The sequence below is a fragment of the Pigmentiphaga daeguensis genome, assembly GCF_039523035.1.
GTDB classification, from domain to species: Bacteria; Pseudomonadota; Gammaproteobacteria; order Burkholderiales; family Burkholderiaceae_B; genus Pigmentiphaga; species Pigmentiphaga daeguensis.
In genome coordinates, this window is sequence record NZ_BAAAEN010000023.1 from 91,707 (window position 1) to 114,344 (window position 22,638).

20 protein-coding genes are annotated in these 22,638 nt (G+C 69.1%); 10 read left to right on the plus strand and 10 right to left on the minus strand.

Translation table 11 applies throughout. The features are described from left to right. Window positions 1-9: 9 nt before the first annotated feature. The 7 genes from acpP to ABD104_RS23605 all read right to left on the minus strand — a co-directional run bounded on the left by acpP (window position 10) and on the right by ABD104_RS23605 (window position 5,548). On the minus strand, window positions 10-249 hold the full coding sequence (gene acpP / locus ABD104_RS23575) for an acyl carrier protein (RefSeq protein WP_087779058.1): 240 nt from the start codon (window positions 247-249) through the stop codon (window positions 10-12). Window positions 250-354: 105 nt separating this feature from the next. Beyond that, window positions 355-1,098: a 3-oxoacyl-ACP reductase FabG gene (fabG, locus tag ABD104_RS23580; RefSeq protein WP_087840536.1), complete on the minus strand. Its 744-nt coding sequence runs from the start codon at window positions 1,096-1,098 to the stop codon at window positions 355-357. Between the two features lie 157 nt (window positions 1,099-1,255). Then, window positions 1,256-2,194 carry an ACP S-malonyltransferase gene (fabD, locus tag ABD104_RS23585; RefSeq protein ID WP_343928312.1) on the minus strand — a complete coding sequence of 313 codons (939 nt, stop codon included), beginning with the start codon at window positions 2,192-2,194 and terminating at the stop codon, window positions 1,256-1,258. A 36-nt stretch (window positions 2,195-2,230) separates the two neighbouring features. Beyond that, window positions 2,231-3,247, minus strand: coding sequence for a beta-ketoacyl-ACP synthase III (locus ABD104_RS23590; protein ID WP_087840532.1), 1,017 nt, complete (start codon window positions 3,245-3,247; stop codon window positions 2,231-2,233). After that, complete coding sequence (plsX, locus tag ABD104_RS23595) at window positions 3,244-4,320, minus strand: phosphate acyltransferase PlsX (RefSeq protein ID WP_279815347.1); 1,077 nt, start codon at window positions 4,318-4,320, stop codon at window positions 3,244-3,246. Before plsX ends, ABD104_RS23590 begins: the two co-directional genes overlap by 4 nt. A 229-nt stretch (window positions 4,321-4,549) precedes the next feature. Further along, entirely contained in the window at window positions 4,550-4,732 is a 183-nt protein-coding gene (gene rpmF / locus ABD104_RS23600; protein WP_087840528.1) for a 50S ribosomal protein L32, read from the minus strand. Between the two features lie 243 nt (window positions 4,733-4,975). Next, the gene (locus tag ABD104_RS23605) at window positions 4,976-5,548 is read right to left on the minus strand and encodes a YceD family protein (RefSeq protein WP_087840526.1); all 573 of its coding nucleotides are present in this window, start codon (window positions 5,546-5,548) and stop codon (window positions 4,976-4,978) included. Window positions 5,549-5,658: 110 nt separating this feature from the next. On the opposite strand from ABD104_RS23605, the gene ABD104_RS23610 reads away from it, so the two are divergent. The 8 genes from ABD104_RS23610 (at window position 5,659) to ABD104_RS23645 (ending at window position 12,800) form a co-directional block, all read left to right on the plus strand. Further along, entirely contained in the window at window positions 5,659-6,276 is a 618-nt protein-coding gene (locus ABD104_RS23610; protein WP_087840524.1) for a Maf family nucleotide pyrophosphatase, read from the plus strand. Beyond that, entirely contained in the window at window positions 6,273-6,992 is a 720-nt protein-coding gene (locus ABD104_RS23615; protein WP_279815221.1) for an SAM-dependent methyltransferase, read from the plus strand. The genes ABD104_RS23610 and ABD104_RS23615 overlap by 4 nt, the downstream gene beginning before the upstream one ends. A gap of 177 nt (window positions 6,993-7,169) precedes the next feature. Further along, entirely contained in the window at window positions 7,170-8,810 is a 1,641-nt protein-coding gene (locus ABD104_RS23620) for an FAD-binding protein (RefSeq protein WP_087840519.1), read from the plus strand. Continuing rightward, window positions 8,807-9,130 (plus strand): 4Fe-4S dicluster domain-containing protein, encoded by a 324-nt coding sequence (locus ABD104_RS23625; RefSeq protein ID WP_087840517.1) that lies wholly within the window; start codon window positions 8,807-8,809, stop codon window positions 9,128-9,130. Before ABD104_RS23620 ends, ABD104_RS23625 begins: the two co-directional genes overlap by 4 nt. A 200-nt stretch (window positions 9,131-9,330) precedes the next feature. Beyond that, window positions 9,331-10,386 (plus strand): ABC transporter substrate-binding protein, encoded by a 1,056-nt coding sequence (locus ABD104_RS23630; protein ID WP_279815219.1) that lies wholly within the window; start codon window positions 9,331-9,333, stop codon window positions 10,384-10,386. A gap of 14 nt (window positions 10,387-10,400) precedes the next feature. Then, complete coding sequence (locus ABD104_RS23635; protein ID WP_343928313.1) at window positions 10,401-11,231, plus strand: ABC transporter permease; 831 nt, start codon at window positions 10,401-10,403, stop codon at window positions 11,229-11,231. Beyond that, on the plus strand, window positions 11,224-12,021 hold the full coding sequence (locus ABD104_RS23640) for an ABC transporter permease (protein ID WP_343928314.1): 798 nt from the start codon (window positions 11,224-11,226) through the stop codon (window positions 12,019-12,021). Before ABD104_RS23635 ends, ABD104_RS23640 begins: the two co-directional genes overlap by 8 nt. Continuing rightward, window positions 12,021-12,800 carry an ABC transporter ATP-binding protein gene (locus ABD104_RS23645; RefSeq protein ID WP_343928315.1) on the plus strand — a complete coding sequence of 260 codons (780 nt, stop codon included), beginning with the start codon at window positions 12,021-12,023 and terminating at the stop codon, window positions 12,798-12,800. Before ABD104_RS23640 ends, ABD104_RS23645 begins: the two co-directional genes overlap by 1 nt. Window positions 12,801-12,842: 42 nt before the next feature. Here the strand turns inward: ABD104_RS23645 and sppA are convergent, their stop codons facing one another. The 3 genes from sppA to ABD104_RS23660 form a co-directional block, all read right to left on the minus strand. Next, a complete protein-coding gene (sppA, locus tag ABD104_RS23650; RefSeq protein WP_087840509.1) occupies window positions 12,843-13,838 on the minus strand; it encodes a signal peptide peptidase SppA in 996 nt (331 codons plus the stop codon). Window positions 13,839-13,957: 119 nt separating this feature from the next. Continuing rightward, window positions 13,958-14,638, minus strand: coding sequence for an HAD-IA family hydrolase (locus ABD104_RS23655; RefSeq protein WP_087840508.1), 681 nt, complete (start codon window positions 14,636-14,638; stop codon window positions 13,958-13,960). Further along, a complete protein-coding gene (locus ABD104_RS23660; protein ID WP_087840507.1) occupies window positions 14,635-15,630 on the minus strand; it encodes an RluA family pseudouridine synthase in 996 nt (331 codons plus the stop codon). Before ABD104_RS23660 ends, ABD104_RS23655 begins: the two co-directional genes overlap by 4 nt. Before the next feature lie 705 nt (window positions 15,631-16,335). Here ABD104_RS23660 and ABD104_RS23665 point away from each other — a divergent pair. Together ABD104_RS23665 and ABD104_RS23670 are read left to right on the plus strand one after the other, a co-directional pair. Then, window positions 16,336-19,368, plus strand: a complete 3,033-nt coding sequence (locus tag ABD104_RS23665) for an Rne/Rng family ribonuclease (protein WP_343928316.1) — start codon at window positions 16,336-16,338, stop codon at window positions 19,366-19,368. A 196-nt stretch (window positions 19,369-19,564) separates the two neighbouring features. Then, window positions 19,565-22,606, plus strand: a complete 3,042-nt coding sequence (locus ABD104_RS23670; protein ID WP_343928317.1) for a response regulator — start codon at window positions 19,565-19,567, stop codon at window positions 22,604-22,606. Window positions 22,607-22,638: the final 32 nt, after the last annotated feature.

The window sequence follows — 22,638 nt, forward strand, 5'->3', positions numbered from 1 at the left end:
GAAAACGATTTACTTCTTGATGTGCGCGCCAACGTAGTCGATGGCTTGCTGCACGGTCGTGATCTTCTCGGCTTCCTCGTCGGGAATCTCGGTCTCGAACTCGTCTTCGAGCGCCATGACGAGTTCCACCATATCGAGCGAATCGGCACCGAGGTCGTCGACAAAAGAAGATTCGTTCTTGATCTCGGCTTCGTTGACGCCGAGTTGCTCAGCGACGATCTTCTTGACGCGCTGTTCGATGCTATCCATGGAGATCCTCCAAAAGGGTCTATATCTAACTGAATTATAGCCAAGCTCGCCTGTCTAAAGCGGCCCGGCCGGACGAATGCATATCGCGGTTGCAATACGCGGAAATCAATTCATGTACATGCCGCCGTTGACGTGCAAGGTGGCACCGGTTACATATCCGGCCCCCGGCGAAGCCAGGAAGGCGACGCTGTGGGCGATGTCCTCGGGACGGCCCAGCCGGCCCAGCGGGATCTGTCCCAGCAAGGCACCGGTCTGCTCGTCCCCCAGGGCGCGGGTCATGTCGGTATCGATGAAACCCGGCGCCACGCAGTTGACGGTGATGTTGCGACTGCCCAGCTCCCGCGCCAGCGCGCGGGTCATTCCGGCCACCCCGGCCTTGGCGGCGGCGTAGTTTGCCTGGCCGGCGTTGCCGCTGGCCCCCACCACCGAGGTCACGTTGATGATCCGGCCCCATTTGGCCTTCATCATCCCCCTCATGACGGCGCGGGACAGGCGGAACACCGCCGTCAGATTGGTGTCGATCACCGCCGACCAATCCTCGTCCTTCATGCGCATCGCGAGTGTATCTCGGGTGATGCCGGCGTTGTTGACCAAAATGTGCAGACCGCCGTCGGCCTTGCCGATCTCGTCCACCAGGGCGTCCACCGCCGCGGCGTCGTTCACCTGCAACACCACGCCGCGCCCCTTGGCGGGAAACCCGCTCAGCGCCTCGGTAATGGTGTCGGCGCCGGCCTGGGTCGTGGCGGTCCCGACCACCGTCGCACCCCGCGCGGCCAATTCCGCCGCGATCGCCTTGCCTATCCCCCGCGACGCGCCCGTCACCAGGGCGACCTTGCCTTGCAATTCCATGATTTTTCCTTATCTCATCCCGGCGCGCCCCAGCGCCCCGGACTTATCCATCCAACCCCGCCCCTTCTCCCGCTCTTGCCAGGATGCGATGGATCCGGCTCCGCCGGTCCACCTGCATCGCCCCTTGGGGGGCGCGCGTCAGCGCCTAGGGGGAGCCCTAATTGGAGGCCACCGCCTCCAGGGCGGCTTGCAGCGACGCCTGGTCCGTCACGGCCAGCGCCGTCAGCTCGGGGGCGATGCGCTTGGTCAGGCCGGTCAGCACCTTGCCCGGGCCACACTCGACGACGTGGGTAATCCCCTGTGACTGCATCAGTTGTATGGTTTCCACCCATCGTACCGGATGCCAGGCCTGGCGGACCAGCGCGTCGGCGATCGCCGCCGGCTCGGTCGGCGCGGCCACGTCCACGTTGTTGAGCACCAGGATATGGGGGGACTGGATGTCGATGGCCTCCAGCGCCTTGGCCAGGGTCTGGGCGGCCGGCTGCATCAGGCTGGAGTGGAAAGGCGCCGAGACCGGCAAGGGCAGCGCGCGCTTGGCGCCCGCCTGCTTGGCGGCCTCGCAGGCGCGCTCCACGGCGGCCTTGCTGCCGGCGATCACGACCTGCGCCGGCGCATTGAAGTTCACGGGCTCGACCACCTCGCCCTGGGCCGCGGCGGCGCAGGCGGCACGCACCTGGTCGTCGGTCAGGCCCAGGATGGCCGCCATGCCGCCCTGCCCCACGGGGACCGCGGACTGCATGGCGTCGGCACGGATGCGGACCAGCCGCACGGCATCTTCCAGCGTCAGCGAGCCGGCGGCGACCAACGCCGCGTACTCGCCCAGGCTGTGCCCGGCGACCACGGCGGGAGCCGGCCCGCCCGCCGCCTGCCAGGCAGCATAGGCAGCCACGCCGGCGGTCAGCATGACCGGCTGGGTGTAGGTGGTCAGGTTCAGTTGTTCGGCCGGGCCGTTGGCCATCAGGCCGCCCAGGTCCTCGCCCAGGGCGGCGCCGGCACGGGCCACGACGTCCGCCACCGAGGCGTTGCCCGCGAAGCCGTCGAGCATGCCGACCGACTGCGAACCCTGGCCGGGAAAGACGAATGCGATTTTAGTCATGGGTAAAGCCCCGCTTGTTCTGTTTTCCTACCGGACTCACATGCGCGCCAGCACGGCGCCCCATGTGAATCCGCCGCCCACGCCCTGCAGCATCACCAGGTCGCCCCGCTTGACGCGGCCGTCGCGGCGGGCGGCGTCCAGGGCCAGCGGCACGCTGGCCGCCGAGGTGTTGGCGTGCAGGTCCACCGTGGACACCACGCGTTCGAGCGGGATGCCGAGGCGCTTGGCGGTGGCGTTGATGATGCGTACGTTGGCCTGGTGGGGAATGAGCCAGTCCAGCTCGGACAGCGGCACGCCCGCTTCCTCCATCACTTCCTGCGCCACGCGGTCGAGCACCGTGACGGCCTGCTTGAAGACCGCCTGCCCCTCCATCCGCAGGAAGGGATCGCCGGTCACCTCGCCATAGGCCACGTTCCCGGCGGCGCACAGGATCTTGGTCTGGCTGCCGTCGGCATGCAGCCTGGCGGCCATCACGCCCGGCTCGGGCGAGGCCTCGAGCACCACGGCGCCGGCACCGTCGCCGAACAGCACGCAGGTCGACCGGTCGTTCCAGTCGAGGATGCGCGAAAAGACCTCGGTGCCGATGACCAGGGCCTTGCGGGCCCGGCCGGCGCGCACGAAGCTGTCGGCGGTGGTCAGCGCGTAGATGAAGCCCGTGCAGACGGCCTGGACGTCGAAGGCGGCGGCGCGCGAGGCGCCGAGCCTGGCCTGGATCAGGCAGGCCGTGCTGGGAAAGACGAAGTCGGGTGTCGAGGTGGCGACGACGATGAGGTCGAGCTCGGCGGCGTCGACCCCGGCATCCTGCAGCGCGCGCCGCGCGGCCTCGGTACCCAGGTCGCTGGACGTGACGCCGCGCTCGGCGATGTGGCGCTGGCGGATGCCGGTGCGCTCGACGATCCAGGCGTCGGACGTCTCGACGCCGCGCTGGGCCAGTTCGGCCGCCAGTTCGTCATTGCTGACCACGCGCTCGGGCAGGCAACTGCCCGAACCGACGATTCTCGACCATGCCGCGGGAGCCGGGCTGCTGGACGGATGCGCCGCTGTTGCACTCATGCAATATCTCCGTGCGAGGACGGCTCGAGGCCGGCCTCATGCTCGGCCCCGCCGGCCGGCACGCTCGTGATCTGCGCGATGGTTTGCGCAGTCCGGCCGAGCAAGCCGCTTTCGACCGCGTCGTAGGCGTCCTGCAGGGCCCATTCGAACGCGTAGGTGTCGGCGGAACCATGGCTCTTGATGACGACGCCGCGCAGCCCCAGCAGTGCCGCTCCGTTGTAGCGGCGCGGATCCACGCGCTGGCGGAAGCGGTTCAGCACCGGCGTGGCGATGGCGCCCATCAACAGCGTGAACAGGTTTCTCTTGAACTCTTCCTTGATGAAGACGCCCAGCATCTTGGCCAGGCCCTCGGAAGACTTGAGCACGATGTTACCAACAAAGCCATCGCAGACAACCACGTCCACGGTGCCCTTGAAGATATCGTTGCCCTCGACGTTGCCGTGGAAGTTCAGCGCGCTGCCGCGCAGCAACTCGGCGGCCTGCTTGACCACGTCGTTGCCCTTGATCGCTTCCTCGCCGATGTTGAGCAGGCCCACGGTGGGCCGCTCGCGATGGCCGACGCTGGAAACCAGCGCCGAACCCATGATGGCGAACTGCAGCAGGTGCTCGGCCGTGCAATCGACGTTGGCGCCCAGGTCCAGGATGACGGTCATGCCGCCCGACTGGTTGGGTATGGCCTTGGCGATGGCGGGACGATCGATGCCATCGAGCGTCTTGAGCACATAGCGGGAAATGGCCATCCATGCGCCGGTATTGCCCGCCGAGACGCAGGCGTCGGCCTGGCCGTCGCGCACGAGTTCGGCGGCGATGCGCATGGAGGAATCTTTCTTGCGGCGCAGCGCGACCTCGACCTTGTCGTCCATGGTGACGACTTCGGTAGCAGGCACGATGCGCAGCCTCTCCCGCTGGGCGGAAGAGGCCTTGGCCTGCGCCAGGCGGGCTTCGACCTGGTCGGCCAGGCCGACCAGCAGCAGCTCGACACCGGGATGGCGGTCGGCGAACGCCAGGGCAGCAGGAATCGTCACGGGCAAGCCGAAATCGCCTCCCATGCAATCGATCGCGATACGGATCATAGCCATGGACGCAGAAACGCCTGCCCGCGCGCGCGGCGGCTGCCCGGATCGCTACAGACGCAAGCTGTATCGGTCATCGGCAAACCTGGTTCGGCGGGACAGACAAGACCGGAAAAACCATTCCGCAAGTGCCCAGGGGAGGAACGCCGACCTTGCGGCCTCGCGGCGTCCGCATTCCACCCCTGAGTAAACGACCCCAGTGCAAGGGACTGCCCAGGGCCGTTCGGTATCACTCGTCGTTCTTGGTCTTGAGGACTTTGCGACCGCGATAGATGCCGTTGGGGCTGATGTGGTGACGCAGGTGCGTCTCGCCCGTGGTCGGTTCGACCGCAACGGGGGGATTGGTCAGGAAATCGTGCGCGCGGTGCATGCCACGCTTGGAAGGCGACTTTTTGTTTTGCTGAACGGCCATGTGACTGGACTCCTAGGAACGGCGCGCATTGTAAGCCAGATGCCTACGCGTGACCGCCGCGAGTTCTAAAACCTGCTTTCTCGAATGATGACGGCGGTCTGCGCAGGCTTGCCCGAAACGCCGTCCAAAAACCCAAACTACTACGAAAACGCTTACAACGATCGCTTACTTGTCCGCATCGCGCCGGACGCGAAGCCCGAGGCCCCAATCCGGTTCGCTGCGACTATACACAAAATATGTCGCTTATTTGCCGACATCGCCCGTCGAGCCTTTCAGCCCGGCCAGCACCGCGAACGGCGACGGCTTTTTCTCGGGCGCATCGCCCGAGGATCCGCCCCCGCCGTCGGGACAGACGTCGTGCCGAGGGACGTACGGCACGCTCAGGATCAGCTCGTCCTCGACCTGCTCGAACAGATCGAAGCGACGCGACCCCAGCACTTTCTCGAAATCCTGCCCCGAACCGAGCTCTTCCAGGTCGGACTCGTCGAACGAGTCCGGGTCGTCGAGCTCGGCCTCGGTTTCGACCAGCTGCAGCGCGACCTCGGATTCGATGGGCATCGCCAGCGGCCCCAGGCAACGCTGGCACTGCACGGTCAGGACCGTTTCGACAGCGAGCCGGATCAGGGGTTCGCCCAGCGGACCGCGGTCGGCCTGGGCCGACCAGCGCACTACCGCGGAAGGATCCTGCTCGGGCAAGCCGTCCAGCAACCGGACGAAACGCGCGAGCGGCGCGCTGCCTTCGAGCGACCGCCCGAGCCGAACGAACTCGAACGCATCGATGTGGCGCACCGCGCCGGGTTCGCTGGACTCTTTCACGACCTGCCGCCTTGCATGTTTTTCCCTTGGTGGAAAAGAAGCTCGGGAAAACGTTGGATAATAGCGTGAAAACCCGAAAAGAGTCAAACAAGTCAAACACTTATCCCACCATGGCAAGCTCCGAAACCACGGCGCGGTCCCTGATCCTCGCCTCGACCTCCCCCTACCGCCGCGAGCTGCTCGAACGGCTGAGGCTTCCCTTCTCCGTAGCCGCGCCCGGCGTGGACGAAACACCGGTTCCGGGCGAAGCGCCCGAGGACCTGGCCCTGCGACTGGCCCTGGCCAAGGCCCGCGCCGTGAGCCAGGCCCGTCCGGGCGCCCTGGTGATCGGTTCGGACCAGGTCGCGACGGTGGACGGGGCCCCCATCGGCAAGCCCGGCGGCTTCGAGCAGGCGCTCGCGCAATTGCAGGCCATGCGCGGCCGCACGGTTTTCTTCCACACCGCCGTGGCCGTGGATGACGGCCGGCGGCCGGCGACCGCCGTCGTAAGCACGCGATGCATGTTGCGCGAACTGTCCGACCGGGCGCTGCGCGCCTACCTGCACGCCGAGCGCCCCTACGACACGGCCGGCAGCGCCAAGGCCGAGGCGCTGGGCATCGCGCTCATGGAGCGCATAGAAAGCGACGACCCCACCGCCCTGATCGGCCTGCCGCTGATCGCCCTGACCCGGCTGCTGGCCGGCTTCGGCATGGACCCGCTGGACGCGCTCGAGGAGCCCCGGGCATGAAATCCTCCGGCATCCTGCACCTGGTCCCCGTCTCGCTGGGCGACGCGCCGCCCGAGCGCTGGCTGCCCGCCGAGGCCCGTGCCCTGGCCGGCCGGCTGGACACCTACATCGCCGAGAATGCCAAGACCGCGCGCGCTTTCCTGAAGGCCATCGGCACCGTGCGGCCCATCCAGGAAATCACCATCCACACCCTGGATGCCCGTACCGACGACCGCGACATCGCCGCCTGGCTCAAGCCCATCGCGGCGGGCGGCGAAATCGGACTGGTCTCAGAGGCCGGCTGCCCGGCGGTGGCCGACCCCGGCGCGCGCGTGGCCCGCGCCGCGCATGCCATGGGCATACGCGTGCAGCCGTGGGTGGGCCCCTCCTCCATCCTGCTCGGCCTGATGGCCAGCGGCCTGGACGGCCAGCGCTTCGCCTTCCACGGCTACGCGCCGGTCGACGCGGGCGAGCGTGCTCGCCAGTTGCGAGAGTGGGAGCAAACCTCGGCGCGGCACAACCAGACCCAGCTCCTGATCGAGACGCCCTATCGCAACGGCGCCATGTTCGCGACGATGCTGGCCACGCTGCGGCCGGCGACCCTGCTGTGCGTCGCCCGCTCGCTCACCACGGATCGCGAATGGGTGCGCACGAACAGCGTCGCGGACTGGAAGCGCCTGCCGCCGCCCGACCTGGACAAGCAGCCCACGCTGTTCCTGTTCCTGGCCAAGGGCTGACCAGGCACTGCATCACATGCGATAAACGGATAACCAAGCACGAAAGAAATCGTTGGGCGGCCAGCCTTCCGTCTCTAGCATCCTTGGACATGAACGACCGGCATGCGGGAGAAGGCGCTCTTCTCCCGCTGCGGTCCCCCGCACTCCGGCCCACGGCCGGTTCCAGGAGAGACGAACATGGCGGTACGCGATTTGCACCCCCTGCCCGGCATCGAAGCCTCGGTCCGGCACGATGCCGATGTGCTGATCATAGGAGGCGGCCCGGCCGGCACGTGGGCCGCCGTCAGCGCGGCCGCACGCGGCGCGCGCGCGCTGCTGGCGGACAAGGGATACTGCGGCACCTCCGGCGCGACCGCGCCCTCCGGCACCGGGGTATGGCACGTCCCGCGCGACACCGCCGCGCGCGAGAAGGCCAAGGCCAGCCGACTGGAAATGGGCGGCTTCCTGGCCGAGCACGCCTGGATGGACCGCGTGCTGGAACAGACGTGGAACAACATCGAGACACTGACGGAATGGGGCTACCCCTTTCCGCAGGACGAACACGGCCAGTTGCACCGGACCTCGCTGCAGGGCCCGGACTACATGCGGCTGATGCGCAAGGCGGCCAAGCAGGCGGGCGCGCGCATCCTCGACCACAGCCCGGTGCTGGAGCTGCTGGTGGACGAGCACGGCACGGTCTGCGGCGCCTTCGGCATCAACCGCCAGACGGGTTCGACGTGGGTGGCCCGCGCCGGCGCGGTGGTGCTGGCCACGGGCGGCTGCGCCTTCCTGAGCCGCGCGCTGGGCTGCAACGTCCTGACCGGCGACGGCTACCTGCTCGGAGCCGAAGCCGGGGCCGAGCTGTCGGGCATGGAGTTCTCCAACGCCTATGGACTGGGCCCGGCCTTCGCGTCGGTCACCAAGTCCCTGTTCTACAACTGGGCGACCTTCTACGACCGCGATGGACAACGCATCGAGGGGGCGGGCTCGTCGCGCGGACGCGGCGTCATCGCCAGGACGCTGGCGACCCAGCCCGTCTACGCCTGCCTGGACCGCGCCGACGCATCCATCCGCGCCTGGATGCGCACCGCCCAGCCCAACTTCTTCGTCCCCTTCGACCGGCAGGGCATCGATCCCTTCACCCAGCACTTCCCGGTCACGCTGCGCCTGGAAGGCACGGTGCGCGGCACCGGCGGCCTGCATGTGGTCGACGATGACTGCGCCACGACGGTGGCCGGGCTGTATGCCGCGGGCGACGCCGCCACGCGCGAGCTGATCTGCGGAGCCTTCACCGGCGGAGGCAGCCACAACGCCGCATGGGCCATGTCCTCGGGTTTCTGGGCCGGTGCCGGCGCCGCCCGGTTCGCCCGCGAGGCGCGCGCCTTCGGCCATCGCAACGTCCATCGCGCCGGCGTCGCCGGGCTGGGCGGCAACCCGTCCGCCCCGTGGGACGCGGACGCGGTCATCCGCGCGGTGCAGGCCGAGGTGTTTCCCACCGAACGCAACTGGACGCGCAGCGGACCGCTGCTGGAGGACTCGCTGCGACGGCTGGATGCACTATGGGCCCGCGTGCGCCACGGACGCCCCGCGGGCACGGGCACGCAGTGGGTGCGCGCCCGCGAGGCGGCGGCCATGCTGGCAACCTCGCGCTGGATGTATCGCAGCGCCCTGCGACGCACCGAAACGCGCGGCATGCACCGGCGCGCCGAGCACGCGGCCGTCGACCCCGCCCAGCACCATCGGCTGGTCAGCGGCGGATTGGACGAGGTCTGGGTGCGCACGCAGGCCGTCTCGACGCCCGCGACCCCGGGCGCCTACACGGGCAAGGTGGCGGCATGATCGAGATCGTCAGCGCCGAACGCTGCACCGCCTGCAACATCTGCGTGCACGCCTGCCCCACGAACGTCTTCGATCTCGTTCCCGGCGGCCCGCCGCGCATCGCGCGGCAATCCGATTGCCAGACCTGCTTCATGTGCGAGCTCTACTGCCCGGTGGACGCGCTGTACGTGGCGCCGTCGGCCGACGCCGCGCAGGCGGTCGAGGAAGCCGCGGCGCAACCCTTGATGGGCAGCTACCGTGCCGCGATCGGCTGGGGCGCCGGGCGCACGGCGACGGCACGGCGCGACAGCAGCTTCGAGCTGTTGATACGCGCGCATTGATAGAGCCCCCCTACGCGCTTGCGCGCGCCCTGCACGGGTGAGCCCCCAGTCGCTACGCGGCAGCCCCCCCCACAGGGGGCCGGGGCCCGCCCTGGGGCGGCCCGCGCCCCGTGGGGGCGGCACCGGCGGACCGGCGGAGCCGGATCCGCTGTGCCCTGGCAACGGCTGGGGGCATCGTCATTTTCAACAAGGATAGGAATATGCGGTTCATTCGTTATGCGGCGGCGGCGGTGGTGTCGGGATTGGTGGCGGCGGGCGCGCAGGCGCAGGGCTGGCCGGAGCAGGTGCGGTTCGGCGGGTTCGGACAGGGATTCGGCAAGCCCTATGGGCTGGCGGTGCTGGCGATCGCCCAGGGCAAGGGATTCATCGCCGATGAATTCAAGGGCACGCCGGTCAAGCTGAGCTTCGAGTACTTCACGGGCACGGGGCCGGCGATCAACGAGGCCATCGCCAACAAGCGGCTGGATTTCGCCCAGTACGGCTCGCTGCCCAACATCGTCGGCCGCGCCAACGGGCTGCCCACGCGCATCGTGGCCTCGTACGGCTACACCACCATCTTCGGCGTGGCCCGGCCCGACCTGCCGGTCAGGTCGTTCAAGGACCTCAAGGGCAAGCGGGTGGCCGTGGCCAAGGGCACGGTGCTCCACTGGGCCTTCCTGAAGGCCCTGGAGGGAAACGGCCTGACCCTCAAGGACGTGACCCTGCTCGACCTGGCCACCGCAGACCAGTTGGCGGCGCTCACGGCAGGCAGCGTGGACGCGGTGATCGGTTCGAGCGTGCTGCTGTCGCTGCGCGACAAGGGACTGGCCAAGGTGTTCTACAGCTCGCACGACATCGGCCCCAAGGCAGCCGGCTTCGGCGCGATCACGGTGACGGAATCGTTCGAGCAGCGCTACCCCGAGGCCACGCAGCGCGTGGTGCGCGGGCTGGTGCGCGCGGCGGAGTGGCTGGGCCATGAGGAGAACCGCGAGGAAGCCCTGCAGATCTGGACCCGCTCCGGCGTGCCCTACCCGGCACTGCGCGACGAATATGCGGGCGTGGCGCTCAAGGACGTATTCAATCCGCGCATCGACGAGTTCTTCATCTCCCAGTACCGCGACGCCATCGCCTTCAGCCGGGAACAGAAACTGATCCGCTCGGGCATCGACCTGCAGCAATGGTTCCTGCCCCGGTACGTCGACCAGGCGCTCGACCAACTCGGCCTGCAGCGAACCTGGCCACGGCGTGACGCCAGCGGCAAGCCGCTGGAAGGCTGAGCGGAGCGACAGCCATGGCTTCCCATACCGACGCCCGCCTGGACGCGATCGCCGTCCCCGCCTCCACGCCTCGCCCTCGCCCTTCGCGGGCCTGGCGCGCCGCGCTGCTTCCCCTGCTGCTGCCGGCCTTGGCGCTGTGCGCCTGGCAACTGGCCGCCTCGCAGGGCTGGGTGGCACCACAGATCCTGCCGGCGCCGGAACAGGTATGGGCCAGCTTCGTGGAACTGCTGGAGAACGGCGACATCGCCGCGAACTTCGCCGTCAGCCTGCACCGCATCGGCATGGGTTTCCTGCTGGGCGCCGCGCTGGGCCTGGCCACCGGCATCGCGCTGGGGGTCTCGAACACCGCGCGCGACTATCTCGACCCGCTGCTGCGCGCGCTGTTCGCCATTCCGTCCATCGGCTGGATACCCATCCTGATCCTGGTCTTCGGCATCGCCGAGACGCTGAAGATCCTGATCATCGCCAAGGCGGTCTTCGTGCCCATCGTCATCAATACCGCCCAGGGCATACGCGACATCCCCAAGACCCACCTCGAAACCGCGCGGGTGCTGCGCCTGCGGCCCTGGACCCGCTTCATCCGGGTGATCGCGCCCGCCAGCCTGGGCCCGGTCTTCAGCGGCGTGCGGCTGGGTCTGGGCCACGCGTTCATCGCCCTGATCGTCGTCGAGATGCTGGCCGCCACCGAGGGCATCGGCTACATGATGGTGTGGGGCCGCAAGCAGTTCCAGACCGACATCGTGATCGTCGGCATGATCGTGGTGGGGCTGGCGGGCTTCGCGCTGGATCGCGCCCTGCTGGCCATCGAGCAGATCCTGAACCGCAAGGTGCCGCCCCATGGCTGATACCGCCTGGCAAGGGCCGCTGGCCGCCCTCTCGCGCACTCCACCCCGCGTGCGGCGCGGCGCCGTCCTGCCCGCCGCCCTGGTGCTGGCGTGGCTGGCCGTGGTCGATACCGGCTTCGCGAGGACTCCGCTGCTGGTTCCGCTGCACCAGGTGCTGTCGGCGCCGTTCGTGGATCCGGACGGCCGGCAGATCTGGACCGCGCTGGCCGCCAGCCTGGCGCGGGCCACGGCCGGCATCGCGCTGGGCGCGTCCGCCGGCGTCGCGCTGGGTGTCGCCCTGGGACTGTCGCGCCCGCTCCAGCGCGGAATCGCTCCCACGCTGCACGGGCTGCGCCAGATCGCCCTGTTCGCATGGATTCCGCTGCTGACCGCCTGGTTCGGCACGGGCGAGATCGCCAAGGTGGTCTTCATCTCGCTGTCGGCCTTCTTTCCCGCCTTCCTGAACACCGAGCAGGGCGTGCGGGCGATCGCGCCCGCCTACTGGGAAACCGCGGCGGTGCTGCGGCTGCGGCCGTGGCGCCGAGTGACGAAGATGGTCCTGCCCGCCGCGCTGCCCGCCATCCTGATCGGCCTGGAAATCGCGCTGCTGACTGCCTGGATAGGCACGGTGGGAGCCGAGTACGCGATCGGCGTCGGCCGCGGCCTGGGTTCGTTCCTGGTGGCGGCGCGGGAACTGTTCCGCATGGACCTGGTGCTGGCCGGGGTCGTCGCGCTGGCGCTGGTGGGCTATGCCTGCAACCGGGCCTCGCGCCATGTCTTTTCACGCATCATCACCTGGCGGGACCGCTAATGACGACATCTTCCCCTTCCCTGGCCCGGCCCGGATCCTACGCGCTGTCCCTGCGCCGGGTGGGCAAGCAATACACCGTGGACGACCAGCCGCTGCCGGTCCTGGAGCGCATCAACCTGGACCTGCGGCACGGCGAATTCCTGAGCATCGTGGGTGCGTCCGGCTGCGGCAAGTCGACGCTGCTGCGCCTGGTGGCCGGCCTGGACGCGGCATTCGAGGGCGAGATCCTGATCGACGGCCGGCCCATCGCCGGACCGGGCATCGAACGCGGCATGGTGTTCCAGGACCACCGTCTCTTCCCCTGGCTGAGCATCGCGGACAACGTCGCGCTGGGACTCGACAGCCTGGATCTCGATCCGCGCGACCGCGACCGGCGCGTGGCGGCGATGCTGGAACTGGTGGGGCTGTCCGCCTTCGCCAAGGCCCATCCCCACCAGCTTTCGGGCGGCATGGCCCAGCGCGCGGCAATCGCCCGCGCATTGGTGTCGGAACCGGAGATACTGCTGATGGACGAGCCCTTCGGCGCCCTGGACTCGCTGACGCGTGTCCACCTGCAGGAGGAGTTGCTGCGCATCTGGTCGCAGCGGCGGGTGACGGTGATCGTGGTGACCCACGACGTGGAGGAAGCCGTCTACCTGAGCGACACGGTGGCGGTCATGGCGCCCCGCCCCGGCCGCGTCGTCGGCGCGACCCGGATCGACCTGCCGCGCCCTCGCGATCGCGCGGATCCGCGCTTCGGCGACATCCGGCGCGCCATCCTGGGACAGTTGCGGCACTGAGGCCGCCGCGCATCGCGCCCCGGGGCCCCCCGGGGCGGTCCGTCACTTCCAGTGCCAGAAGCCGCCGGCACCGCCCAGGCCGGTCTTGGCCAGCCCGGCGCCGAAGGACACGCCCACGCGCTTGGCGACCCGCTCGGCGAAGTTCTCCCGGACCGTGTAATCCACCACCGTGTCGGCCTGGATGACGTCGCGCGCGACGCTGTCCACCGTGCCCAGTTCGTCGGCCAGGCCCAGTTCGACGCTCTTGGCGCCCGTCCAGATCAGGCCGGTGAACATGTCCGGCGTTTCATGCAACCGCTCGCCGCGCCCTTCCCGCACCGCGCCGACGAACTGCTGGAAGATTTCCTGGACCAGCGCCTGGGCGTGGGCCTGCTGCCCGGGATTGGCGGGCGAGAACGGATCCAGCAGCGCCTTGTTCTCTCCGGACACGACCAGGCGCCGTTCGATTCCCACCTTGTCCATCAGGCCGGTGAAGCCGAAGCCTTCCATGATGACGCCGATGGAGCCGACCACGCTGGCCTTGTTGACGTAGATCTTGTCGGCCGCGGCGGCAACGTAGTAGCCGCCGGAGGCGCAGATTTCCTCGACCACGGCATACACGGGCTTGTCGGGATTCTGGGCGCGCAGGCGGCGGATCTCGTCGAAGATCATGCCGGCCTGGACCGGGCTGCCGCCCGGGCTGTTGATGCGCAGGACCACTCCCTTGGCGTTGTCGTCGTCGAAGGCGGCCTGCAGCGCTGCGTTGATCTTGTCGGCGCTGGCCTCGCCCTGGGCATCGATGACGCCGTCCAGTTCGATCAGCGCGGTATGCGGGTCGGGCGTGCCCGAACCCGAACCCCTGAACAGCACGCCGGTGGCGGCGAGCACCAGCAGGACCACGATGGCGAGCATCAGCAGCCGGAAGAAAATGGTCCAGCGCCGCCTGGCGCGCTGCTCCTTGAGCGAAGCAAAGACCAGCTTCTCCAGCACGTCGCGCTCCCATTCCCCCGGAGCGCGGGACGAAGCATCGGGCGGGGAGGAATAGGCATCCTGGGACATGAAGACAACTCGCTATGAAAGGTCGAAGGTAAGCAATCGCTAGGATAGGGCAAGTCGCGGCGCGGCGACAGCGGCCCTCGCGGCCAGGGCCGGTTCACACCGCGCGCCTTGCGCGGGTCCTAGGCCGCCCGGGCCGCGATGCGGCCGTGCAGCCAGTCGCCCAGTTCGGCGATGCTGCCGGCCAGTGTCTGCGGCGCGCATCCGGCCAGCTCGTCCACGGCGTGCGCCCCATAGGTCACGCCCACGCCATGGATCCCGGCGTTGCGGGCCATCTGCAGGTCGTGCGACGTATCGCCCACCATGACGGCGGATGCCGGATCGGCGCCCAGCTCGCGCATGATCTCGAACAACATGGCCGGGTTGGGCTTGGAGAAGGTCTCGTCGGCGCAGCGGGTGGTGTCGAAATACCGCCGGATGCCGGTGGCGTCCAGCGCCCGCTCCAGGCCGACGCGGCTCTTGCCCGTGGCCACCGCCAGCCGCGCGCCGCGCTCGGCCAGGCGCGCCAGCATCTGCTCGGCGCCGGCGAAAAGACGCAGCTGCGGATCGCGGGTCAGGTAATGGAAGCGGTAGCGCGCGACGAAGGCCTGGACCTGGTCCTGCGCCAGCGTGGGAACGGCCGCCATCAGCGCGTCCTGCAGGCTCAGGCCGATGACCCAGGCGGCGGCCTCGTCGGGCGGCACCGGCAGCCCGAGGTCGCGACAGGCGGACTGGATGGCGGCGATGATGGTCGGCGTCGAGTCCATCAGGGTGCCGTCCCAGTCGAACACGATCAGCGAATAGCCCGGGAGGGGTGAAGTCATGGATGTTCCAGTTGCTGTAGGAATTCGACGCAATCTTCGGGCAGACGGGCTTCCAGCGCCAGGGACTCGCCGGTCAGCGGATGCGGGACGGCCAGGGTGTGGGCGTGCAGGAACATCCGGCGGAACCCGCGCCCGGCCGCAGCCGCGTTGGCGTGGTCGTCGCCGTACTTGTCGTCGCCCACGATGGGAAATCCGCAACTGGTCACGTGCACCCGGATCTGGTGGGTCCGCCCGGTCTTGAGCTCGGCGTCCAGCAGGGAATACAGGCCGTAGCGCCGCTTGAGGGTGAAGATGGTGTGGGCCGCCTGACCATCGGGATCGACCTTCACGCGGCGTTCGCCCGACTGGGTGGACCACTTGGTGAGCGGCTTGCGCACATGCTGCCGGTCGTTGACCCAGTCCCCCACGACCAGGACCAGGTAATGCTTGTTCCAGAGGCCGTTGCGCAGCGATTCGTGCAGGCCGACCAGGGCGCTGCGCTTCTTGGCCACCAGCAGCAGCCCCGACGTGTCGCGGTCGAGCCGGTGCACCAGTTCCAGGAAGCGCGCCTCGGGCCGCGCCCGCCGCAACTGTTCGATGACGCCGAAATCCACTCCGCTGCCGCCGTGCACCGCCACGCCTGCCGGCTTGTCGATCGCCAGCAGCGCGTCGTCCTCGAACACGATGGGGAATTCGCCGGGAGGCACGAAGCGCACCGGCGCCTCGGGCAGCCGGAACGGCGGCACCCGGACGACGTCGCCGGCGGCGATCCGGTGGTCCACCGGCACCCGGCCACGGTTGACCCGCACCTGGCCGCCCCGGATGGCCTTGTACAGGTGGCTCTTGGGCACGCCCTTGCACAGGCGCAGCAGGAAATTGTCCAGCCGCTGGCCATCGTGCGCCTCGTCCACTTCGACCAGGCGCACGGCGGGGGCCGCGGCCGGTTCGGGGTTCCGGGGCGGGCGGCCCTGGCCGGGCGTGGATTTCGCTTTGCGCAACAATGGTAGCGACATATAATCCTGAAGCCTGATCGAATCAGGCGGGTTGGAGCACAGGGTTGACGTACACGTTGTGTCCCTGAACCGCGCTTCCGGCGTCGAGACGCGCTTTCATGCGGCGTTTCCGCCAGATGTGCGCGAGACACCTTTCCGAATCCAGGCCGCGTCCCAATCGGGCTGCCGCCTGCCGCTGAATGTTTCGCGGCAAGCCGTGCAGCCTTTGCAGCACGCCGCCGGGTCAGGACAGGTCGCAAAGTGTGCCGGAATTGTACCCGTCCCGCCCGCCGGATTCTTCCGGGCCGTCATGGTCGCCCGCCCGTCGCGCCGCAATGGCTTCGAACCCGAAGCCCAACCGCGCGACGACGGATATGCGCCCGCGGACGCAAGTACAAAGAAACCGTCGTATACGCAAAGGCTCGCCCAAGAGGCGAGTCTGTCTGGCTCGCAAATACCGTGAACACCACTGCTTTCGATACCGCAACCGTCCCTCGCCCCCACCGCAAGCCGCGGTCAGTGGGCGACGGCCGCGGCATCCACGGTGCCTGCGCTCTCTCCCGACCTTGCGCATTCCCGCCCGGCCGGTCATCGTGACCTGAGTCCGCGGGGTGCGGCTTTTCGCGCACCGGTTTCCTCCACTCGCTCCGCGCACCGCGCATCTTCCCGACGGCCCGAGGCTGCGCGCCGGTTTTCGGCGCGACACGACCACGGAGAACTTCATACATGAAGCGCATGCTGTTCAACGCAACGCACCAGGAAGAACTGCGCGTTGCCATCGTCGACGGGCAGAAGCTCATCGACCTCGACATCGAAACCGCCGGCCGCGAACAACGCAAAGGCAACATCTACAAGGGCGTCGTCACCCGCATCGAACCCAGCCTGGAAGCCTGCTTCGTCAACTACGGCGAGGAACGCCACGGCTTCCTGCCCTTCAAGGAAATCGCCCGCACCTACTTCAAGGAAGGCGTGGACGTGCGCAGCGCCCGCATCCAGGACGTGCTGCGCGAAGGCCAGGAACTCATCGTCCAGGTCGAGAAGGAAGAGCGCGGCAACAAGGGCGCAGCCCTGACCACGTTCATCTCGCTGGCCGGCCGCTACCTGGTGCTGATGCCCAACAACCCCCGCGGCGGCGGCGTGTCGCGCCGCGTCGAGGGCGAAGACCGCCAGGAGCTGCGTGAAACCATGGAGCAGCTCCAGGTTCCGCAGGGCATGAGCATCATCGCCCGCACCGCCGGCATCGGCCGCAACGTCGAAGAGCTGCAATGGGACCTGTCCTACCTGATGCAGCTGTGGACCGCCATCGACGGCGCCGCCCGCGAGAATGCCGGCCCCATCCTGATCTACCTGGAATCGAGCCTGGTCATCCGGGCCATCCGCGACTATTTCTCGCCCGACATCGGCGAGATCCTGATCGACACCGACGACATCGCCGACCAGGCCTGCGCCTTCATGAGCGTGGTCATGCCGGACAACGTCCAGCGGGTGAAACGCTACCGCGACGACGTGCCCCTGTTCTCGCGCTTCCAGATCGAACACCAGATCGAGACCGCCTACGCCCGCACGGTGCCCCTGCCCTCCGGCGGCGCGGTGGTGATCGACCACACCGAGGCCCTGGTCGCGGTGGACGTCAACTCGGCGCGCGCCACCAAGGGCAGCGATATCGAGGAAACCGCGCTGCGCACCAACCTGGAAGCGGCCGACGAAGTGGCCCGCCAGTTGCGCCTGCGCGACCTGGGCGGCCTGATCGTCATCGACTTCATCGACATGGAAGACGGCAAGAACCAGCGCGCCGTCGAGCAGCGCCTGCGCGAAGCCCTCCATTTCGACCGCGCCCGCGTGCAGATGGGCAAGATCTCGCGCTTCGGCCTGATGGAGCTGTCGCGCCAGCGGTTGCGCCCGGCGCTGAACGAGGGCTCGCACATCACCTGCCCGCGCTGCAACGGCACCGGCGTCATCCGCGACACCGAGTCCAGCGCCCTGCAGGTGCTGCGCCTGATCCAGGAAGAGTCCATGAAGGAAAACACCGCCGCCGTGCACGCCCAGGTGCCGGTGGAAGTGGCCACCTTCCTGCTGAACGAAAAGCGCACCGACATCGCCAAGATGGAAGCGCGCCTGAAGGTCAACGTCATCCTCATTCCCAACAAGCATCTGGATACGCCGCACCATCTCATCGAGCGCCTGCGGCACGACGACCCCAGGCTGGAGAGCACCAAGGCCAGCTTCGAGCTGGCCGAGGCGCCCGAGACCAACCTTGCCTATTCCGCGCAGGAACACGAGGTCAAGGCCCGCCCCGAGGCGCTCGTCAAGGGTATCACCCCCGCCCAGCCGGCACCCGTCTCCTCCACGCCCTCGTCCGGCGCGAATGGCTCGCGAGCCAAGGCCGAGCCCGCCGCGGCGCCGTCCGCCGGCGGTTTCTCGGCCCTGGTGTCGCGCCTGTTCGGCTGGCTGAAGGGCAGCCCCGCCCAGCCGGCCGAGCCGGCCGCCCGCCCGCGCAAGGAAGAATCGCGCGAGGAACGGGACGCCCATCGCAACCGCCGCCGCCCGCCCCAGGGCGGCAACCGCGGCCGCCGCGACAACCGCGAGGCGCGCCCCGATGACCGCGAGCGCCAGGAAGGCGAGGAAGGCCGCAAGGAAGCCCGCGATTCGCGCGGACAGCGCCGCGATGGCCGCCGGGACGACCGTGCCCGCGCGCCCAGGCAGGAAGAGCAGCGCCCCGTGGCCGTCGCGCCCGTCGCCGATGACGCCGAGCAACAGTCGGGCGAGGCTCGCAACCGCAACCGCCGCGGCCGCCGCGGAGGACGCCGCGAGGACCTGCCGGCCGATGAAGCCGCCGGCTCGACCGTTGCCGCGGCCGCCGTCGTGGCTGGCGAGGCCGTCGCACCCGTCGCCGCCCCCGAGGCCCCGATCGTCCCCGACGCGCCCGTGACCGCCGAGCCGCAAGGTCTCCAGGAAGAGGAACCGCTCGCCGCCGCCGATGGCGCCGATGGCGAACCGGAACGCAAGCGCCGCCGCCGTCGTGGCCGCCGTGGCCGCCGCCAGGGCGAAGCCGGCGCCCAACTGGGCGAAGATGGCCTGCAGGACGACGAGGCAGCCGATGACGAAGACGCCGCTCCGGCGTCCGCCCCGGCCCAGCCGCTGGCCACGGTATCCGAGCCCATCCTGATCACGGCCGAGGCCCTGCCCATCGACACGCCCGCCCCCGTGGTGGCGGAAGTCGTGCACGCGCCGGCCCAGCCCGCCCAGGAAGCCCAGCCGTCGCAAGAGGCCGCTCCCCAGGCCGAGGAAACCGCCCCCGTGGCGGCTCCGCAGGCGGTCGAGGAACCCGCGCCCGCCATTGCCGCCGAGGCCCCTGTGCAGCAGGCCGCCGAAGCTCCGGTCCAGCCGGCCGAGCCCGCAGGCGAGCCCGCGCCCCAGGCCGAGGCTCCCGCCGCGCAGCCTGAACCGGTTGCCGCGGAGGCCCAGGCCGAGGTGCCCGCGCCCGTGGCCGAGACGCCTGCTCCGCAACCGTCCTCCATCCTTGATACGCCGGCCCAGATCGTCGTTCCCCAGGCCGCAGCGTCCCACGACGAACTCGTGCGCGTGGTCGAGCAGGCCGGCATGCAGTGGGTGGAAACGGACAGCGCCAAGCTGGCGGCTGCCCGCCAGGCCGCTCCCGCCGCCGCGCCGGTCCGCCTGGGCCGCGAGCCGCGTGTCCGGCCGCCGGCGGCCGCCGAGGCGCTGGTCCAGGTGGAAACCCGTCCCGAGCTGCGTCACTGATCACGCAGCCGGGCCGTCACGAATGCCGCACGTTCGCGTGCGGCATTTTTTTTGCCCGGAGTCCGGCCTGCCAGCCCACGGCATCATGTTGCACGGGCGGCCGCCGAAGCGGTGCCGCAAAATCACCACAAGGCTGCCCGAGCCCGGCCGCAACGCCTAGAATGGCGGCTTGGCCTGCCCTACGGGATATCCCCCCATGTCCAGCAAGAAGACCCTCGAGAACTCATGGCTGGGGAATATCCCGCTGACCGGCAAGGTATCGCTGCTGGTGGGCTCGCTGCTGACCCTGTTCATCGTCTCCAGCATCGGCACGTCGCTGGTCCTGGAACAGGAGAAGCAGAACCGGGCCGCCTTCCGCGCCACGGTCGACCTGCTGCGCGAGATCGAGCAGACCAATCGCGTGCTGTACCAGCGGCAGTCCGAACTGCGGCAGTTGCTGCTGAGCCCGGGCGAGCCCGACACCAAGACGCTGCAGACGGCCAATGCCGCGATCACGCAGCACCTGGACCACCTGGAACAGCAGGTCCGGAACGACGCCGCGCAAAGCACCCGGCTGGACACCATACGCGGCCTGGACGCCAGTTGGCGCAACAATGTCGAACAACAGGTGCTGCCCGAGCTGCGGCGCCTGGCCAAGGAGTCGCCGGCCGAGGCCGCCAGCCAGCGCGAGCGGCTCTTCCCGAAGTTCACCGCCAGCACCCCGGTCGCCACACCGGCCATCGTCGCGGCCCTCGACGGGTTCGGCACCTATGCGCGGCGGCAGTTGGAAGAGCGCGAGAGTGCCCTGGAGCAGTCTGAATCCCAGCGCGAGTGGCTGCTGTGGGGCACGCTGCTGCTGGCCGCGCTGTGCGGCGTGGCGGCCTTGCGGCTGTCGGCCACGCTCGTGACCCGGCCCTTGCGCCTGATGAGCGAGAGCATGGAGCGCCTGGCCCGGCACGACCACGCCATCGAAACGCCCCGGCTCGACCGGCGCGACGAGATCGGCACCATCTCCAGGGCCTTGACCGAGTTCAAGCAGATGGCCATCGACATCTCGGACCAGAATTGGGTGGGCCACTGCGTGGGACGGATCGCCGACCGCCTGCAGCGCGCGTCGTCCCATGCCGAGTTCGCCCAGGCGCTGCTGTCGCAACTGGGCACGGAGCTGGGCGCGGGCGTGGCGCTGTTCCACCTGCGCGCGGAGGACGACGTCCTGCATCCGGTCGGACACTACGGATACCAGCCCGATCCCGCGGACCGGATCCAGCCGTTCAGGATGGGCGAAGGCCTGGTCGGCCAATGTGCCCGCGAAGCCCGGGTCATCGAGCTCGACGCGGTGCCGGACCATTACCTGCGCATGCGGTCCGGCCTGGGCGAGGCCGTGCCTCCCCGCCTGATGCTGATCCCCGTCCTGTCGATGGAGCACGTCCTTGCCGTCATCGAGCTGGGCCTGATGGGGCCCCTGGACGTCCGCCGCCGCCGCCTGCTGGAAACCCTGCTGCCCGTCGTCGCCCTGTCGCTGGAGAACATCACGCGCTCGGTGCGTACCCGGGAGCTCCTGGAACGCACGCAAAGCCAGGCCGCCGAGCTGCGCACCTCCGAGGAAGAACTGCGCACGCAGCAAGAGGAGCTGCAGGCCTCGAACGAAGAGCTGCGCCAGCAATCCGAGATCCTGAACCAGCAGAAGACGCTGCTGGAAGCCCTGCAGCGGGAGACGGCCGACAAGGCGGACGCGCTGGCCCGCGCCAGCCAGTACAAGTCCGACTTCCTGGCCAACATGTCGCACGAGCTGCGCACGCCGCTCAACAGCCTGCTGATCCTGTCCAACGACCTGGCCGAGAACCGCGAAGGCAACCTGAGCGAAGACCAGGTCGAATCGGCCCGCATCATCCACGAAGGCGGCACCAACCTGCTGCGCCTGATCAACGACATCCTGGACCTGTCCAAGATCGAGGCCGGGAAGATGGAACTGTCGCTCGAACAGGTGGACCTGCGCGTTTTCGCGGCCCGGCTCAAGCGCCAGTTCGATCACGTGGCGCGCGGCAAGGGACTGCGTTTCGCGGTCGAGATCGCCGATGCGCTGCCGTCCGCGGTGCAGGCCGACGGCGGCAAGCTCGAGCAGATCGTGACCAACCTGCTCGGCAATGCCTTCAAGTTCACCCAGTCGGGCGAGGTCCGGCTGGTGCTGCGGCGCCCGGCCGCCGATCTTCCCGGCTTTCCGGCGGACCGGTCCGTCTCGATCGAAGTGCACGATACCGGCATCGGCATCCCGCCCGAAAAATTCGCGCAGGTCTTCGGCGCGTTTGAACAGCTCGATGCCGGCACCAGCCGCCAGTTCGGCGGCACGGGCCTGGGGTTGGCGATCTCCCGCCGCCTCGCGCGGCTGCACCATGGCGACATCCAGTTGCGCAGCGAGCCCGGGCAAGGCAGCGTCTTCACGGTGCTGCTGCCGCAGGCCCAGCCCGGCGCGGCCGAACCGGCACCCCTTGCCGAGGCGCCCCCCGCGGCCGGCGACGCCACGGCGACGCTGCCGGATACACCGCCCGCCGCCCCCGTGTCCCCGCGCGACACCACCATCCTCGTGATCGAGGACGATCCGGCCTTCGCCCGCGTCCTGGCCGACATGATCCGGCGCAAGGGCTGTACGGCCCTGGTGGCCCACGGCGGCGAAGCCGGCCTGCAGCTCGCCCGCCAGCACCACCCCACCGGCATCATCCTGGACCTGATGCTGCCCGACATGGACGGCTGGACCGTCCTGGAACGGCTCAAGGCCGAGCCCGGCCTGCGCCACGTCCCGGTGCATATCGTCTCGGCGCTGGACCAACCCGCGCGCACGCGGGACTCCGGCATCGCCGGCTACCTGACCAAGCCGGTATCGGCCGACGCGCTCAACGGCGCCATCGACCGCCTGATGCTGCCGACCGAAGGACAGGTCCGGCGGCTGCTGATCATCGATGACGATCCGGCTTCCCGCACCTCGGTGCGGACCCTGCTGTCCTCCCAGCCCGTCGAGATCTCGGAAGCCGGCTCGGCCGAGGAGGCGCTGGCCATGCTGCGCGGCGAAACCTTCGATTGCGTCGTGCTGGACCTGGGCCTGCCGGGCATCTCAGGCTTCGACTTCCTCGAACAACTGTCCACCGTCGAACCGCGCCCGCCGATCGTGGTGTATTCCGCCCGCGAGCTGTCGCGCGAAGAGGGTATTCATAAAAGCCTGTTGATGCAGGAGCTTCCTAACCCTCAGCCGAAGGCATCGGGTTGATGTTGATGGGAGGCTCCAGCAGGAACTCCAGC